This window comes from Diaminobutyricimonas aerilata, assembly GCF_002797715.1.
In the GTDB taxonomy this organism is placed as follows: Bacteria; Actinomycetota; Actinomycetes; order Actinomycetales; family Microbacteriaceae; genus Diaminobutyricimonas; species Diaminobutyricimonas aerilata.
This window is the reverse complement of the sequence record NZ_PGFF01000001.1, coordinates 3,155,106-3,171,515: the sequence shown is the minus strand read 5'-3', so window position 1 is coordinate 3,171,515 and position 16,410 is coordinate 3,155,106. Positions and strand designations below refer to the sequence as shown.

General features: G+C 70.8%; 11 protein-coding genes. 7 read left to right on the top strand and 4 right to left on the bottom strand.

Features of this window, described 5'->3' with window-relative positions; all coding sequences use genetic code 11:
• The first annotated feature begins 169 nt into the window (after positions 1-169).
• Entirely contained in the window at positions 170-3,298 is a 3,129-nt protein-coding gene (locus tag CLV46_RS15090; protein ID WP_100365537.1) for an efflux RND transporter permease subunit, read from the top strand.
• 7 nt (positions 3,299-3,305) lie between these two features.
• On the opposite strand, the gene CLV46_RS15085 is transcribed toward CLV46_RS15090, so the two are convergent.
• The 4 genes from CLV46_RS15085 to CLV46_RS15070 are packed head-to-tail and all read right to left on the bottom strand — an operon-like array spanning position 3,306 to position 6,516.
• The gene (locus CLV46_RS15085; protein WP_100365536.1) at positions 3,306-4,559 is read right to left on the bottom strand and encodes an FAD-binding oxidoreductase; all 1,254 of its coding nucleotides are present in this window, start codon (positions 4,557-4,559) and stop codon (positions 3,306-3,308) included.
• A 4-nt stretch (positions 4,560-4,563) separates the two neighbouring features.
• A complete protein-coding gene (locus tag CLV46_RS15080; RefSeq protein WP_157802355.1) occupies positions 4,564-5,073 on the bottom strand; it encodes an adenylyl-sulfate kinase in 510 nt (169 codons plus the stop codon).
• A complete protein-coding gene (locus CLV46_RS15075; protein ID WP_100365535.1) occupies positions 5,070-5,525 on the bottom strand; it encodes a GNAT family N-acetyltransferase in 456 nt (151 codons plus the stop codon). The genes CLV46_RS15080 and CLV46_RS15075 overlap by 4 nt, the downstream gene beginning before the upstream one ends.
• A 7-nt stretch (positions 5,526-5,532) precedes the next feature.
• Positions 5,533-6,516: an alpha/beta hydrolase gene (locus CLV46_RS15070; RefSeq protein ID WP_100365534.1), complete on the bottom strand. Its 984-nt coding sequence runs from the start codon at positions 6,514-6,516 to the stop codon at positions 5,533-5,535.
• Positions 6,517-6,724: 208 nt separating this feature from the next.
• Between CLV46_RS15070 and CLV46_RS15065 the strand changes: the two genes are divergently transcribed.
• The 6 genes from CLV46_RS15065 (at position 6,725) to cysK (ending at position 16,409) form a co-directional block, all read left to right on the top strand.
• Positions 6,725-8,845, top strand: coding sequence for a DEAD/DEAH box helicase (locus CLV46_RS15065; RefSeq protein ID WP_100365533.1), 2,121 nt, complete (start codon positions 6,725-6,727; stop codon positions 8,843-8,845).
• 194 nt (positions 8,846-9,039) lie between these two features.
• On the top strand, positions 9,040-9,594 hold the full coding sequence (locus CLV46_RS15060; protein ID WP_100365532.1) for a hypothetical protein: 555 nt from the start codon (positions 9,040-9,042) through the stop codon (positions 9,592-9,594).
• A 29-nt stretch (positions 9,595-9,623) separates the two neighbouring features.
• Complete coding sequence (locus tag CLV46_RS15055) at positions 9,624-10,040, top strand: GNAT family acetyltransferase (protein ID WP_100365531.1); 417 nt, start codon at positions 9,624-9,626, stop codon at positions 10,038-10,040.
• A 472-nt stretch (positions 10,041-10,512) separates the two neighbouring features.
• Complete coding sequence (locus CLV46_RS15050; RefSeq protein ID WP_245866917.1) at positions 10,513-14,439, top strand: ExeM/NucH family extracellular endonuclease; 3,927 nt, start codon at positions 10,513-10,515, stop codon at positions 14,437-14,439.
• A 66-nt stretch (positions 14,440-14,505) separates the two neighbouring features.
• A complete protein-coding gene (locus tag CLV46_RS15045; protein WP_157802354.1) occupies positions 14,506-15,345 on the top strand; it encodes a DUF6234 family protein in 840 nt (279 codons plus the stop codon).
• 128 nt (positions 15,346-15,473) lie between these two features.
• Positions 15,474-16,409, top strand: a complete 936-nt coding sequence (cysK, locus tag CLV46_RS15040) for a cysteine synthase A (protein WP_100365528.1) — start codon at positions 15,474-15,476, stop codon at positions 16,407-16,409.
• Position 16,410: the final 1 nt, after the last annotated feature.

The following is a 16,410-nucleotide window of genomic DNA, read 5'->3' as shown; positions in this document are numbered from 1 at the left end:
TGAGCCTGTCGAGGGGAGGCGTTGTACGACCCGCTTCGACGGGCTCAGCGACCGAGGCGCCGGATGTCCGACCACGGGGGGACGCGGACTCCCAGCGGCCGCTGCGATACTGCCCCGGTCGGGCACGACGCGGTGCGACAACCGGCCCGTCCTCATCCCCAGGAGTACCGTGCACCTTCTCGCCGTCTTCAGCCTGCGCAACCGCGCCCTGATCGCGCTCGTCACGATCACCGTCGGCATCTTCGGCGGCATCGCGCTCACCTCGCTCAAGCAGGAGCTCATCCCGTCGGTCAGCTTCCCGCAGCTGGTCGTCGTCACCCAGTACCCGGGCGCCGCCCCCGAGGTCGTGAACACCGACGTGTCGACCCCGATCGAGACGGCCGTGCAGGCCGTGCCCGGACTCGAGAACACCACGGCGACCTCGAGCGCCAACATCTCCACCGTCTCGGCGAGCTTCGAATACGGCACCGACCTCGCCACCGCGGAGCAGAAGGTGCAGTCGGCGATCAACCGGCTCGGCTCCCAGCTGCCGGAATCCGTCGACCCGCAGGTCATCACGGGCAGCCTCGACGACCTGCCCGTCATCCAGATCGCCGTCACGAGCGACCTCGAGGCCCGCGAGCTCGGCACACGACTCGAAGACACTGCACTGCCCGAACTGCGCGACCTCGACAACATCCGCGAGGTGAGCATCCTCGGCGAGATCGGGCAGCGGATCACGATCACCCCCGACTCCACGGCACTGTTCGGCCGAGGCCTCAGCAACCAGGACATCCGCGACGCGCTCGACGCGAACGGCGTGCTGCTGCCGGCCGGCGAGATCACGGAGGGCGACCGCACCCTCACCGTTCAGGCCGGTCAGCGGCTCGCGAGCTCCGACGACATCGCGGCGCTGCCGCTGCTCGGCGGCTCCACCGCGACCACCATCGGTGACATCGCGACGGTCGAGCTGACCGACGACCCGGTGACCGGCATCTCCCGCGTCAACGGGGAACCGTCCCTCACCCTCGCGGTCACCAAGACGCCGGCGGGCAACACCGTCGACGTGTCGCACGCGGTGCAGGAGGCGCTGCCCGGCATCGAGGATGCGATCGGCGACGGCACCCGCTTCACCATCGTCTTCGACCAGGCGCCCTACATCGAACAGTCGATCGAGTCGCTCACCACCGAGGGCCTGCTCGGTCTCGTGTTCGCGGTCATCATCATCCTGATCTTCCTGGTGTCGATCCGCTCGACGCTCGTGACGGCGATCTCGATCCCGGTGTCGATCCTCATCACCTTCATCGGCCTGCAGGCGGCGGACTACACGCTCAACATCCTCACGCTCGGGGCGCTCACCATCTCGATCGGTCGCGTCGTGGACGACTCGATCGTGGTGATCGAGAACATCAAGCGTCACCTGGGGCTCGGCGAGGACAAGCTCACCGCGATCAAGAACGCCGTGCGCGAGGTCGCCGTCGCGATCACCGCCGCGACCGTGACGACCGTCGCCGTGTTCCTGCCCCTCGCGCTCGTCGGCGACATCACCGGTGAACTCTTCCGCCCGTTCGCGTTGACCGTCACGATCGCGCTCGGCGCCTCGCTGTTCGTCGCCCTCACGATCGTGCCGGTGCTCGCGTACTGGTTCCTCGGCAACAAGCGCCACAAGCACGCCGCGCCGGTCGTCGATGACGAGCACGAGGACGAACTCGACCGCCCGACGCGCCTGCAGAAGGGCTACCTGCCGGTCATCCGCTGGACCCTGCGGCGTCCGGTGGTCACCATCGTGGCGTCGGTGCTGCTGCTGGCCGGCACCGTCGCGCTCATCCCGAGCATGAAGACCAACTTCATCGGCGACAGCGGACAGAACACGCTCACCGTGAGCCAGAGCCTCGACCCGGGCACGAGCCTCGAGGCCAAGGACACCGCCGCGACCACCGTCGAACAGACCCTGCTCGACATCGACGGCGTCGAGACGGTGCAGATGTCGCTCGGCACGAGCGGCTCCTCCATCCAGCAGGCGTTCCTCGGCGGCGGCGACACGACCTTCTCGGTCACCACCGACGACGGCGTCGACCAGGTGGCGCTCCAATCCCGGGTGCGCGACGCGCTCGAGGGGCTCGAGGATGTCGGCGAGGTGAGCCTCGCGGCCTCGGGTTCCGGATTCGCGAGTTCCGACATCGAGGTCGAGATCACCGCGACGAGCCAGGCCGATCTCACCGAGGCGTCGGATGCGATCCTCGCCGAGGTGCGCGACCTCGACGTCGTCGCCGAGGCGACGAGCGACCTCTCGGTGCAGCAGCCGTTCCTGGCGATCCGCGTCGATCGGGCGGCCGCCGCGGCCGCCGGCCTCAGCGAGGTCGCCGTCGGCGGGATCGTGGCCGACAGCACGCTCCCGGCCGCGGTCGGCGACGTCGTCATCGACGAGACGACCCTGTCGATCTACATCGACGACCCGCGTGCGCCCGTCACCGTGCAGGAACTGCGCGACTTCCTCGTGCCCACCCCTTCGGGACCGCAGCCGCTGTCGACCCTCGCGACCGTCGAGGAGACGAACGGCCCGGCGAGCATCACGACGATCAAGGGAACGCGTGCCGCGACCGTCTCCGTGACGCCCGGCAGCGAAGACGTCGGCACCGCGTCCGCGCAGGTGCAGCAGGCTGTGGATGCGGTCGACCTGCCCTCCGGCGCCTCCGCCGAGCTCGGCGGCGTGACCGCGCAGCAGGGCGACGCCTTCACCCAGCTCGGAATCGCGCTGCTCGTCGCGATCCTCATCGTCTACATCGTCATGGTGGCCACGTTCCGTTCGCTGCGGCAGCCGCTGCTGCTGCTCGTCTCCGTGCCGTTCGCCGCGACGGGCGCGATCCTGCTGCAAATCGTCTCCGACATCCCGCTCGGCGTGCCCTCGCTCATCGGCGTGCTCATGCTCATCGGCATCGTGGTGACGAACGCGATCGTGCTCGTCGACCTCGTGAACCAGTACCGCGAACGCGGGCTCAAGGTGGGCGACGCGATCATCCACGGCGCCAGCCGCCGATTGCGGCCGATCCTGATGACCGCGCTCGCGACGATCTTCGCGCTGTTGCCCCTCGCGCTCGGCATCACCGGATCCGGCGGTTTCATCTCGCAACCGCTCGCGATCGTCGTGATCGGCGGACTCGTGTCGTCGACGCTGCTGACCCTCGTGGTGCTGCCGGTGCTGTACTACCTCGTCGAGGGGGCCAAGGAGCGCCGCACCGACCGGCGGGCCGCGCGCGAACTCGAGCCGGAGCCGGGCCCGCGCCGCCGGGGGAACGCCGCGGCGGAGTCCTCCGAGTAGGACCGGTTCAGGCGGGCACCGACACGTCGAAGTTCTGCGTGAACACCCGATCCGGATCCCAGTGCCCCTTGATCGCCCGCAGGCGATCGAGGGTCGCGGCCGGGTAGGCGCGCTCGAGGTCATCCGGCCGCGGATCCGCTTCGAAGCTCAAGTAGAGGCCGGGCATCCGGCCGCGCAGCGGCTCCCAGCCGGCGTCGAACGCCTCGCGGTCCCCGAGAGTGATCGCCGTCACCGAGAAGTTCTGGTGGCGGTGCGCGTACGCCGTCGCGTCGGCGGGCACGTCGTTGATCGCACCGCCGGCGGAGCGGATCTGCACCATCTGCGCCGCGCCGGAGCCGAGCATCCCCGCGATGTCGCCGCTGAGGGCGGGGTCCAGGTGATCGGCGAGACCGCTGTGCGACAGGGGCGACGGCCGCCCCGAGTACGTCGCGCCCGTCGTCGCCGACACCGTCGCATACGGCACCGACTGCACGCGCTGTCCCATCGCCCCCGGCAGTTCGAGGAACGGATCGAGCGGAACCGCGTCACCCACGCCGACGATGGTGGCGTGGGCGAAGGGCGTGCCGCCGCCGCTGACCGAGAGGAACGCCGAGATCGCCCGGGGCGAGGTCTCGACGAGTGCACCCCACCGCTCGAGGAAGCCCGCGGCGTCGGCGAGCACGTACGACACCACGGCGTGCGTCACCGTCGACACCGGTGTCGCGCGGAACACGAACGACGTGACGATGCCGAGGTTCGCCCCGGCACCGCGCACCGCCCAGTAGAGGTCCGGATGCTCATCCGCCGAGACCCGCACGATCCGGCCGTCGGCGGTGACCAGTTCGGCAGCGACGATGTGGTCGATCGTGAGCCCGTGCGCGCGACCGAGCAGCCCGATGCCGCCCGCGGTCGCGAGCCCGCCGACGCCGACGTCGCCGGAGTCCCCGGAGCTGATGGCGAGCCCCCACGGGGCGAGCGCCGCGGCGACCCGTCCCCATCGCGCTCCGGCGCCGACTCGCACGTGCCGGTCGTCGACCCGCTCCACCGCGTCTAGCGCACCCAGGTCGATGACGGTGCCGTCGACGTTCGTGGCGACGCTGCTGATGCCGTGACCGCCGCTGCGGATCGCGATCGGGCCGCCCGTGTCGCGCGCGAGGGCGAGCGAGTCGGCGGTCTCCGCCGCCGAGTGCGGGCGGACGATCACGCCCGGGGCGCCGCCGCCCGAGTGCACGTGCTGCAGGGCCGGGTAGCGCGGATCGTCGGGGCGGATGAGGTCGAGCACGTCGTCACTTCCAGAGGTCGAGGATGTGTTCCGCCAGGGTCCGTGGGGTGAGGCGTCCGGCCTCGATCACGTGGTCGTCGGCACCGGCGGCATCGAGGATCGCGGCCAGCTCGGGCGCCCGTCGGAGGTGCCAGGCGAGCCCGTCGGGGTCGTCGGCATGCCGCCGCGTGAGCCGCGCGATGACCGTGTCGATCGGCACCGCGATCCGCACGACCGTGAGGTCGCCCCCGACGGCGTCCGCGTAGCGCGCCCGTTCCGCCGCGCTCTCGAGCACCCCGGCGAGCACGAGCCGGTCGGTACCCGCCGCGGCGGCGTTCGCCGCGACGGCCGCGAGGTTGCGGAGCGTGAGCTCCAAGTGGAAGGGATCCTCCGGCGGCGCCGGCCAGCTCTGCCGGAGCCCATCGACGTCGACGAGGGTGTGGCGCACGCCCCGACGGCGGAGTTCGTGGCCGAGGGCATCCATCGCCGTCGTCTTGCCGGCACCGACCGTGCCGTTGAGCAGCAGCGTTCTCACGAGAGCGACTTGGCGAAGCACAGCGACGACGGGTCGCCCACGTAGGGGCCGAACGCGTCGATCGGTTCGTACCCGTGCGAGGTGTAGAGCGCGATCGCCTCCGGCTGCTTCGGACCCGTCTCGAGCCGCAGCACCCGGATGCCGCGCGCTCGTGCCGCGGTCTCGATCGAATCGAGCAGCGCGCGGGCGGCACCGCGACCCCGCGCGGTCGGATCCACGAACATCCGCTTGAGCTCTCCCGTGTCGTCGCCCGCGTCGACGAGCGCGGCGATGCCGATGGCGTGGCCGTCGTGGCGGGCGACGTGCAGTTCCACGTCGTCACGGTCGAGTTCCGAGGCGTCGAGCGCGTAGTAGCTCTCGGGCGGGTAGAGGCTGAGGCCGAACTCGTCGCCCTGGCGCACGAGGTCGAGCACACCGGGCGCGGTCGAGTGTTCCACCGTGACGACGGTCATCCCGCCACTATTCCACGAGCGGTTCGGCCACGACCGCGTCGACCGGGTCGGCGAGCTTCTCCCGGTAGAAGGCGATGATGCGTTCCCGCATCGGGTCGTCGAGCATCGCGATGGAGTGCATGGTGCCCTCCACCGTGACGAAGGTGGTGTCGACGCCGTGGCGACGCAGCTCCTTCACGAACTGCTCGGACTGTGCGACCGGGATGCGCTCGTCGACCGAGTGCCCCACGAAGAACGGCGGATCACTCGGATCGATCGCGTAGTACGGCGAGGCATCGTGCGCGACCTCACACTCGGCCAGTTCGGGGCAGCCGAGGTACGACAGCTGCACCGGCTCGAAGTCCGGAGTCCGCTGGCCCGCCGCCGTGAGGTCCACCGGTCCGCTCAGTTCGGCCACGGCGGCCACGCGGGTGCCCTCGGTCCAGTCGCCGGTCCCCTCGGTGCCGAGCAGCGCCGCGAGGTTCCCGCCGGCCGAGCCGCCGAAGAGGGCGATGCGGTCGGGGTCGATGGCGTAACGGTCCACCTGGTCCGGCTCCCGCAGCCACCCGATCGCCTGCCGCACGTCGTCGATCTGCGCGGGGAAGGTGTAGGTCGGCGCGAGCCGGTAGTTGACGGATGCGGCGACGAAACCCTCGGACGCGAGCCACTGGCACACGCTGCGCCAGTTGAGGTTCGCCTTGTCGCCGCGCGCCCAGCTCCCCCCGTGCACCGACACGATCGCGGGACGCGGGGGAGTGTCGTCGTCGATCTCGCTCGCCTCCTCGGGGAGGCACACGTCCAGCAGCAGCGGCACCTCGTCGGCCGTGCCGTACCGCACGTTCTCGAGCACCGGCACGTCGGGGTAGGTGCGCAGCTGCGGATACACCGACTCCGCGGTCGGCGTGACCTCCGCGTCCGGTCCGGTCACGGCGCAACCGCCGAGCAGAGCGGCGGTGCCGAGCGCGAGCACGACGATCCGCCCCAGGGGGACGGATCGCGCGGAGCGGCACATATTGCCGTCGAGCCTAGGCGCTCAGCGGCATGTGGAGTATCCTGAGGGAGTCGGCTCGAGACAGCGCGATTCACCGCGCCGCATCAACTGTTCGTCTCGCGGGCCGGTTCCGGTGGCGCATCCGCCCCGGACACACCAAGTGAAACGGCCCCCGGCCAGCGATTTGCCCGGGTTACGTCTTTTGCGTAGATCCGAAGAAAGCATCTCCATGCCTCAGAACAAGAAGGCGTCCTCGCGCGCCCACAGCTCGACCGGCCGCCCCGCGGCCCGCAAGGTCGGCGGCCCGAGCGCCAAGCACCGCGGCACCCGCGGCGACGCCGCTCCCGCCCCGAAGCGCCGCTGGACGGCGGACGACCGCGCGGCCCGCTCCCGATTCGGCGACGCCCCGCGCGACGGTCAGCGCAGCGATCAGCGCGGCGGCGACAGCCGGCCGAACTGGGAGCCGCGCACGAAGGAATCCCGCACGTCGCGCTGGGAGCCCCGCGGTGGAGCGCGCCCCGCGCGTGACGACCGCGCCCCGCGCGAGGACCGCGGCCGTTTCGGTCGTGACGACCGCGCTCCGCGCGAGGACCGTGGCGGCGAGCGTCGTCCGTTCCGTGACGACCGCGCTCCGCGCGAGGACCGCGGCCGTTTCGGTCGCGACGACCGCGCGCCCCGCCGCGAGTTCGATCGCGACGACCGTGCGCCCCGCCGGAACTACGACGACCGTGCGCCGCGTCGTGACCGTGACGAGCGTCCGGCTCGCGACGATCGTGCTCCCCGTCAGTGGGAGGAGCGCGCGCCGCGTCGTGACCGCGATGAGCGTCCCGCTCGCGATGACCGTGCTCCCCGCCGCAACTACGAGGACCGCGCACCCCGGCGCACCGACGACGACCGTGCACCCCGCCGCGAGTTCGACCGCGACCGGGCTCCGCGTCCGTACCGGGCGGACCGTCCGGAGCGCGCCGGTCGCGGCGTCCGCGAGTACGACCGTGCCCCGCGCCGCGAGTTCGACCGCGCCGACCGTGCGCCGCGCCGTGACGACCGCGCCGACCGTGCGCCGCGTCGCGAATCCTCGTACTACCCGAGCCGCGAGGCGCAGCCCTTCGTGCAACAGGACGACGTCGTGCTCGAGCGCCTCGAGGCCGAGGCGATCCAGGCCGAGGATGTGCAGGGTGTGAGCTTCGCCGACCTCGGACTCGGCGGCAACATCACCCGTGCCCTCACCGAGCTCGGCGCGACCAGCCCGTTCCCCATCCAGGCCGCGACGATCCCCGACGTGCTCGCCGGGCGTCACGTGCTCGGTCGCGGACGCACCGGATCCGGCAAGACGATCGCCTTCGGCGCCCCGCTCGTCGAGCGCCTCATGGAGAACGGCGGTGGCACCAAGCGCCGCCCGGGTCGCGCCCCGCGCGCCCTCATCCTCGCGCCGACCCGCGAGCTCGCACTGCAGATCGACCGCACGGTGCAGCCGATCGCCCGCAGCGTCGGCCTCTTCACCACGCAGATCTACGGCGGCGTGCCGCAGCACCGTCAGGTGGGTGCGCTGCAGCGCGGGGTCGACATCGTGATCGGCACCCCCGGCCGCATCGAGGACCTCATCGAGCAGGGCCGCCTCGACCTCTCGGGCGTCACCATCACGGTGCTCGACGAGGCCGACCACATGTGCGACCTCGGCTTCCTCGAGCCGGTGCAGCGCATTCTGCGTCGCACCGCCCCGGGCGGTCAGAAGCTGCTCTTCTCGGCGACCCTCGACCGCGGCGTCGCGACGCTCGTCGACGAGTTCCTCGAGAACCCGAGCGTGCACGAGGTCGCCGGTGAGGACCAGGCGTCGTCGACGATCGACCACCGCGTGCTGCTCATCGAACAGCGCGAGAAGCGCGACGTGATCGCCCAGCTCGCCGCCGGCGGCGGCAAGACCCTCGTGTTCGCGCGCACCCGCGCTTTCGCGGAGGAGCTCGCCGACATGCTCGACGACGACGGCATCCCCGCGGTCAGCCTGCACGGCGACCTCAACCAGTCGCGACGCACCCGCAACCTCGAGAAGCTCACGAGCGGCAAGGTCAACGTGCTCGTGGCGACGGATGTGGCCGCGCGCGGCATCCACGTCGACGACATCGAGTTCGTGGTGCAGGCGGACGCTCCGGACGAGTACAAGACGTACCTGCACCGCTCCGGTCGCACCGGTCGAGCGGGCAAGCACGGCACCGTCATCACGCTGACGAACCGCAACCGCCGTCGCCGCCTCGAGGAGTTGCTCGAGCGCGCCGAGATCGAGGCCGAATGGACGCCGGTCACCGCCGGCGACCAGATCATCACCGACATCGCCATGGGTGCCGTCGCTCGATAACGCATCACCGTCATCACGACGACCGCGCCGCCTCCGGGTGGCGCGGTCGTCGTCGTTCCGAGCCGTCTGTGCCACGCGTCACCTGGGTTCCGGCTGCTAACCGTTGATCGGCTGAGCGGGTGACGAATCCTCTTGGCAGGCGTCGCGGGGGAGCGCACCGTGGGGATAACAACCGAATCCCCCGGAGGTCAGCCATGTCTGAACGTCAGACCCTCATCCGTTCCCTGCACGACATCGGCCTCGCCGCCTGGTTCGGCGGCAGCCTGATGGGCGACATCGGCCTCAACGGCGCCGCGGCCGCCGCGAAGGACCCGACCGAACGCCTCAAGCTCGCCTCCGTGGGCTGGGCGAAGTGGGCGCCCGTGCAGTTCGCCGCGATGGCCGTGCACGGCATCGGCGGTGTCGGCCTCATCCTCGGCAACAAGGCGCGACTGCTCAAGCAGCCCGAGGCCCGCACGAACACCTACATCAAGCTCGCCGTCACCGGTGCCGCGATCGCGTCGACCGTCTACAACGGTGTGCTCGGCGCCCAGCAGGCGAAGCACTCCTATGAGCCCGTCGAGGGTGCGACCGAGGCGTCCGCAGCATCGTCGGGCAAGCTCACGTCGGTGCAGCGCCAGCAGAAGATCGTGCAGTGGGTGACGCCCGCGCTCACCCTCGTGCTGCTCGTGCTCGCGGCGCAGCAGGGTGAGCAGCAGCGGCCCGCCGCCGGACTGCTCAAGTCGGCGAAGGACCGCTTCACCCGTTGAGGCACCGCGCATCCGTCCACAATGGACGGATGCGCATCCGCCCCTTCGACGAGAACGACACGGAGGCCGTGGTCGCGCTGTGGCGCGACTGCGGCCTCACCCGTCCGTGGAACGACCCGTACCGCGACATCCGCCGCAAGCTCGAGGTGCAGCGCGAGTTCTTCCTGGTCGGCGCGGTCGACGGCGCGGTCGCCGCGAGCGCGATGGCCGGCTACGACGGGCACCGCGGGTGGGTCAACTACCTCGCCGTCGCGCCCGCACACCGCGGCGCCGGCCACGGTCGCGCCCTCATGGCGGAGATCGAGCGGCGGCTCGAGGCGATCGGCTGCCCGAAGCTCAACCTGCAGGTGCGCGCCGACAACGAGCAGGCGCTCGAGTTCTACCGCGCGCTCGGCTACGCCCCCGACGCGGCCGTGAGCCTCGGCAAGCGCCTCATCGCCGACTGACCGCGCGCCGACGCCCTGCCGCCTCCCGTGTCGCGACCCCCTCGTGTCGCGCCGGGCCCCCTCGCCCCGCGCTGCCGCCCGCCGAGCCGTTTCCCGTCAGTAGATGCCCTTATGGAGCTGCCGTAAGGGCATCTACCGACGGGAAACCGACCGTTCCCGTCGCATATCGCGGGTGCAGCGGCGTCCCACCCGCGATTCGCGACGGGGAACGCGCCTGAGGGACGCTCCGCTGACGGTCACTCCGGCGCGGACCGGGCGTTCCACCGCCCGCCGCGTGAACTTTGCGTTACCGGTTGCGGCGGATCTTCCCAACGTCGGTGCTCCGACTTAGGCTGCACCTGTCTCCCCCCATCCGGGGGTAGACGGGATGCTTCTGTCCTTTTCCACACGAGGAGACCACGAGTCCATGTCTGAACCCGCTCGTGCGCGCCGATCCCCCCTCCACCTGTCGGCGCTCGCAGCGTCGGCGGCCGTGGCCCTGGGACTCAGCGCGCTGACCGTTCCGGCCGCCCACGCGGCCGAGACGACGCACACGATCGCCCAGGTGCAGGGGACCGGGGCGACGACGCCCCTGAACGGTTCCACCGTCACCGTCGAGGGCATCGTCACCGCCGACTACCGTGCCCAGACCGCCAGCGGCTACCGCGGCGTGTTCATCCAGGCGGAAGGGTCCGGCGCGGGCGCCGTCGACCCCGCCTTCGGGTCGCAGGGGCTCTTCGTGTTCCTCGGGAACGCGAACCCGCAGCTCGCCATCGGCGACAAGATCCGGGTCACCGGCGTCGCGGGCGAGTACTTCAACCAGACGCAGGTCTCCGCGACCGCGGCCGACGCGGTCGAGGTGCTCCAGGCGGGCGCCGGCGTGCCCGCTCCGACCGTGCTGCCGAACGTCACCCAGGGCAACGCCCGCGAGGCGTACGAGGGCATGCTCGTCACCCCGGAGTCGGCGGTGCTCAGCTCGAGCCACCAGCTCTACAACTTCGGCACGCTGTGGCTCAACGTCGGTGAGCAGGCGGTCAAGAGCACCGAGACGACGGATGCCGGACCGGAGGCGAACGCGATCGCGGTCGCGAACCGCGCCAACCGCCTCCTCGTCGACGACGGCTACAGCATCCAGGTGAGCAACAACGCCCACCCGGGCGGGCAGCCGTACTTCGAGAAGGACGAGGTCGTGCGAGGCGGCGATCGCTTCGTGTCGCCCGCCGGCGGCATGGTGCTGAGCTGGGGCTTCGACGACTGGCGCCTGCAGCCGCAGGTGCCGCTGAGCGACAGCTCCGCCCCGGAGACCGCCCTCTACGAGCCCACGTTCGAGACGGAGAACGCGCGCCCCGAGACCGCCCCCGAGGTCGGCGGCGACGTGCAGGTCGGCGCATTCAACGTCTACAACTACTTCACGACGTTCGAGGAGCCGGCTCGCGGCGCCCGCAGCGCGGAGCAGTTCGCCATCCAGAAGTCGAAGATCGTGACCGCGATCAACGGACTCGGCGCCGACATCGTCGCGCTGCAGGAGATCGAGAACTCGGTCAAGCTCGGCAAGCCCGTCGACTCGGCGCTCGCCGACCTCGTCGCCGGCCTCAACGAGGCCGCGGGCGCCGGCACCTGGGACTACGTGCGCACGCCCACGGCGCTGCAGGATGCGGCGACCACCGACTACATCACCAACGCCATCATCTTCAAGCCGTCCGTCGCGACGCCGGTGGGCGAAAGTTTCACCGACATCGACGAGACCGTGTGGGACATCGCACGTGAGCCGGTCGCGCAGACCTTCGACGCCGCGGGCAAGGTCGTCACGGTCGTGTCGAACCACCTCAAGTCGAAGAGCGGCGACGGCCCCGAGCCGGCCGACGGGCAGGGTCAGTTCAACGCCGAGCGCGTCGAGCAGGCCACGCGTCTGGCCGGTCTCGTGCAGGGCATCATCGACGACCCGGCGAAGAGCGACGACGTCATCCTGCTCGGCGACTTCAACTCCTACGCGCAGGAGGACCCGATCCAGGTGCTCACGGGCGCCGGGATGGTCGACCTCGTGCCGACCCGCGCGCCGGGTCAGTACACCTACACCTTCGACGGCGAGCTCGGCTCCCTCGACCACGCGCTCGTGACCGGCTCGCTCGCCGAGAACGTCACCGGCGTCGGCGTCTGGGGCATCAACTCGGCAGAGTGGAGCGACCGAGGGTACTCCTACCCGGCGACCGAGGCGGGCACCCCGTTCCGATCGAGCGACCATGACCCGATCAACGTCGGGATCAGCGCGACCGAGGCTCCGGTCGACATCGACGTGCTGTCGATCAACGACTTCCACGGCCGCCTCGTCGAGGCCTCGCCCGCGGCGGGAGCCGCGGTGCTCGGAGGGGTCGTCGACCAGTACCGCGCCGACAACCCGAACACCCTGTTCGTCTCGGCCGGTGACAGCATCGGCGCCTCGACGTTCGACTCGTTCGTGCAGCAGGACCAGCCCACGATCGACGTGCTCAATGAGATCGGGCTCGACGTGAGCACCTTCGGCAACCACGAGTTCGACCGTGGACGAGCCGACGTCGACGAGCGGGTCATCCCGGCGTCCGACTTCCCGTACATCTCGGCGAACATCTACGAGAAGGGCACCACCGAGCCCGCCTACGACCCGTACTTCATCTCCGAGGTCGACGGTGTCTCGGTCGGATTCATCGGAGCGATCACCGAGGACATGTACGGGCTCGTGAGCCCCACCGGCATCGCGACGCTCGACTTCGGTGACATCCCGACCGCGGTGAACCGCGTGGCGGACCAGCTGCAGGACGGCGACGACGCCAACGGCGAAGCGGATGTGCTCGTGCTGCTCGTGCACGAGGGCGCCGCCGGTCCCGACATCTCGCAGGCGACGAACGACTCGGCCTTCGGTCAGATCGTCAACGGGGTCGTCGGCAACGTCGACGCGATCGTGTCGGCGCACACCCACCAGGTGTACGACCACGAGGTGCCGGTTCCCGGCACCGACCGCGTGATGCCGGTCATCCAGTCGGGTCAGTACGGCGAGAGCTTCGGTCATCTGAGCCTCTCGGTCGACCCGACCACGGGCGAGCTGCTGGAGATCTCGGCCGAGGTGAAGCCACTGTTCCGCGCGGCCGCGCCCGACCCGGAGGTCGCGGCGATCGTCGCGAACGCCGTCGCGGTCGCGAACGAGCTCGGCAAGCGGCCGCTCGGTGAGATCACCGGCGACCTCAAGCGCGGCGTGTTCTCGAACGGCACCACCGAGAACCGGGGCGCGGAGTCCACGATCGGCAACTTCATCGCCGACGTGCAGCTCTGGGCGACGCAGGATCTCGGCACCGAACTGGCGATCATGAACCCGGGTGGCATCCGCGCCGACCTGACGTACGCGTCGAGCGGACCCGGCGACCCGGATGGCACGGTGACCTACCGCGAGGCGGCCAACGTGCAGCCGTTCGCGAACACGCTCGTGACACTCACCCTCAAGGGCCACCAGCTCGAGCAGGTGCTCGAGGAGCAGTGGCAGCCCGCCGGGCTCGCCCGCCCCTTCCTGAAGCTCGGCCTGTCCGACGGGTTCCGGTATGCCTACGATCCGACCGCTCCGGCCGGCTCGCGCATCACCGCGATGTACCTGGACGACAAGCTCGTCACGGCGGATCAGTCGATCAGGATCGTCACCAACTCGTTCCTCGCGGGCGGTGGAGACCAGTTCTTCACCCTCGCGCAGGGCACGCAGCGGGCCGACTCCGGTCGGGTCGACCTGCAGGCGATCTCCGACTACTTCGCCGCCGAGTCGCCCGCGTCGCCCGACCTCGCGCAGCGGTCGTACGGCGTCACGCTGAGCGCCCCGGATGCCGACGGCTACAGCGCCGGTGATCAGGTGACGCTCGACCTCTCGTCGCTCGCCTTCAGCAACGGCGCACCGACGACCGGCACGGCGGTCGTGAGCCTCGGCGAGACCGAGCTCGCGAGCGCACCGCTCCAGTTCGCGATCACCGACTTCTACGACGAGCAGGGCTCGGCGCAGGTCACGATCACGATCCCGGAGGGCGTGTCGGGTGCGCAGGCGTTGACCGTGTCGGTGCCGGAGACCGGCTCGAGCATCGACGTGCCGATCGAGATCACCGAGACGGAGGAGCCGGTCGTGCTGTCGACCCGCACCTACGCCTCGCTGAGTCACACCTTCGCGAGTCCCAAGACGGCGGTGAAGCTCTCCGCCCGGGTGACCGCCGCGGGCGACGCGGTGCCGACCGGCGACGTGAAGGTGTACGACGGCACCAAGGTGATCGCCACGGGCACGCTGGACGACGAGGGTCGCGTCTCGCTCACGCTGCCCAAGTTCACGAAGGGCATCCACCTCGTCACCGTGCGGTACCAGGGCGACGACGGATTCGAGCGCTCGCTGAGCGTGCCGGACGTGCTCGTCGTCTGGTAATCCGCGGCACCGGACGGCCCGCACCCGCGAGGGTGCGGGCCGTTCCGCGTCCGCTAGCATCCAGGAATGGAGCCCGTTTCACATTCCGTCGTGACGCCGACGCGCGACGACGGGCGGCCCGCGGCGCGTCCGGCGGTCGAAGCGTTCACAGCAGGCGCCGTCACGCTCGCCGTGTTCGTGCTCGGGTCGGTGCTTCTGGTCGGCGCCGTCTCGGCGCAGTCCCTGCTCGCCACGGCGTCCGCGGCGGTGATCTCGTGGCGCACCCTCCTGTACGCCGTGGGGCTCGCGCTCGTCGCCATGCGGATGGCGCACGCGTCGTCGTCACGTCGCCGGATCGCCTTCGTCGTCGTCGCCCTCATCGCCACCGTGATCGACCTGGGCATCTCGACGCTGCCCTCCGCATTCGCCGCCGGCGGAGGCGGCGGAGTGCTCTTCGCGGTGATGTGGTTCCTCCAGCTCTTCGCCTTCGGCGCCAGTGCTGCCGTCGGCGCGCTCGCCTCCGGGCTCGCGGCACGCGACGATTCCCGCCCACGGGCGGCGGGGGTGGTCACGATCCTTCTGCTGCTCGGCGGTGCGGCCGCCGCCCTGCTGCTGATGCTGCAGTACCTCGAGGTGTACTTCACCATCTGGGGCGAATCCGACCGGCCGTCGCCCGGCGAGGAGGCCCGTTACCTTCTCACCGGCGGCACCGCGCTGGCACTCGGCGTCGCGGGCACCGTCGTCGCGGCGGTACGCCGGCGCACGCGCGCCGTCATCACCGGGATCGCGGTCGTGCTGCTCACCGTCGCCCTCGCCGGCGTGTTCGCCGTGCCGCAGGGGCGGTGGACCCCCGAGCCGGCTCCCGTGGTCGACGACGGCTACGTGCCCTGTTTCGGCGAAGGTGATCCGAACTGCGTCGGCGGCTGACACGGCACGGTATGGCGAGGGTGCGGGCCGTCGCGCGTCATGATGACGCGTCATCCAGCGCCGCGTCTTAGGCTGTGACCACCCGGACCCGCTCTCCTCGTACGCCCACCTTTCGAAAGAGATCACGCATGGCGCGCATCCACTCCTCCATCACCGAGGCCTTCGGCCGCACCCCCCTCGTCCGCTTGAACCGCGTGACCGACGGAGCGGCCGCGACCGTGCTCGCGAAGCTGGAATTCTACAACCCGTCCGCGAGCGTCAAGGACCGCATCGGCATCGCCATCGTCGACGCCGCGGAGAAGTCCGGCGCGCTGCAGCCCGGCGGCACCATCGTCGAGGGCACGAGCGGCAACACCGGCATCGCTCTCGCCATGGTCGGCGCCGCGCGCGGCTACAAGGTCGTGCTCACGATGCCCGAGACGATGAGCAAGGAGCGGCGGATGCTGCTGCGCGCGTACGGCGCGCAGCTCGTGCTCACCCCGGGCTCGGAGGGCATGCGCGGCGCGGTCGAGAAGGCCGACGAGATCGTCGCGAACACCCCCGGCGCCGTGCTCGCCCGCCAGTTCGCCAACGAGGCGAACCCAGCCGTCCACCGCGCCACCACCGGCCCCGAGGTGTGGGAGGACACCGACGGCGCCGTCGACGTGTTCGTCTCCGGCATCGGCACGGGCGGCACCATCACCGGTGCCGGCAACTACCTCAAGGAGCAGAAGCCCGGACTCACCGTCGTCGCGGTCGAGCCGGAGGAGTCGCCGATCCTCAACGGCGGCGCTCCCGGACCGCACAAGATCCAGGGCATCGGCGCGAACTTCGTGCCCGAGATCCTCGACCGCGAGGTCTACGACGAGGTCATCGACGTCAACATCACGCAGTCCGTCGCCATGGCCCGCCGGCTCGCCGCCGAGGAGGGCATCCTCGCCGGCATCTCCTCCGGCGCCACGGTGCACGCGGCCGTCGAACTCGCGAAGCGTCCCGAGAACGCGGGCAAGACGATCGTCGTGATCGTGGCCAGCTACGGCGAGCGCTACCTGTCGACCGTGCTCTACGAGGACCTCGCCGACTGAC

What these genes read in the sequence shown, in the direction of transcription:
- CLV46_RS15075 (WP_100365535.1), bottom strand. Translation starts at nt 5,525, where the DNA reads ATGACCGTCGTCACGGTGGAACACTCGACCGCGCCCGGTGTGCTCGAC.
- CLV46_RS15070 (WP_100365534.1), bottom strand. Translation starts at nt 6,516, where the DNA reads ATGTGCCGCTCCGCGCGATCCGTCCCCCTGGGGCGGATCGTCGTGCTC.
- CLV46_RS15065 (WP_100365533.1), top strand. Translation starts at nt 6,725, where the DNA reads ATGCCTCAGAACAAGAAGGCGTCCTCGCGCGCCCACAGCTCGACCGGC.
- CLV46_RS15060 (WP_100365532.1), top strand. Translation starts at nt 9,040, where the DNA reads ATGTCTGAACGTCAGACCCTCATCCGTTCCCTGCACGACATCGGCCTC.
- CLV46_RS15055 (WP_100365531.1), top strand. Translation starts at nt 9,624, where the DNA reads ATGCGCATCCGCCCCTTCGACGAGAACGACACGGAGGCCGTGGTCGCG.
- CLV46_RS15045 (WP_157802354.1), top strand. Translation starts at nt 14,506, where the DNA reads ATGGAGCCCGTTTCACATTCCGTCGTGACGCCGACGCGCGACGACGGG.
- cysK (WP_100365528.1), top strand. Translation starts at nt 15,474, where the DNA reads ATGGCGCGCATCCACTCCTCCATCACCGAGGCCTTCGGCCGCACCCCC.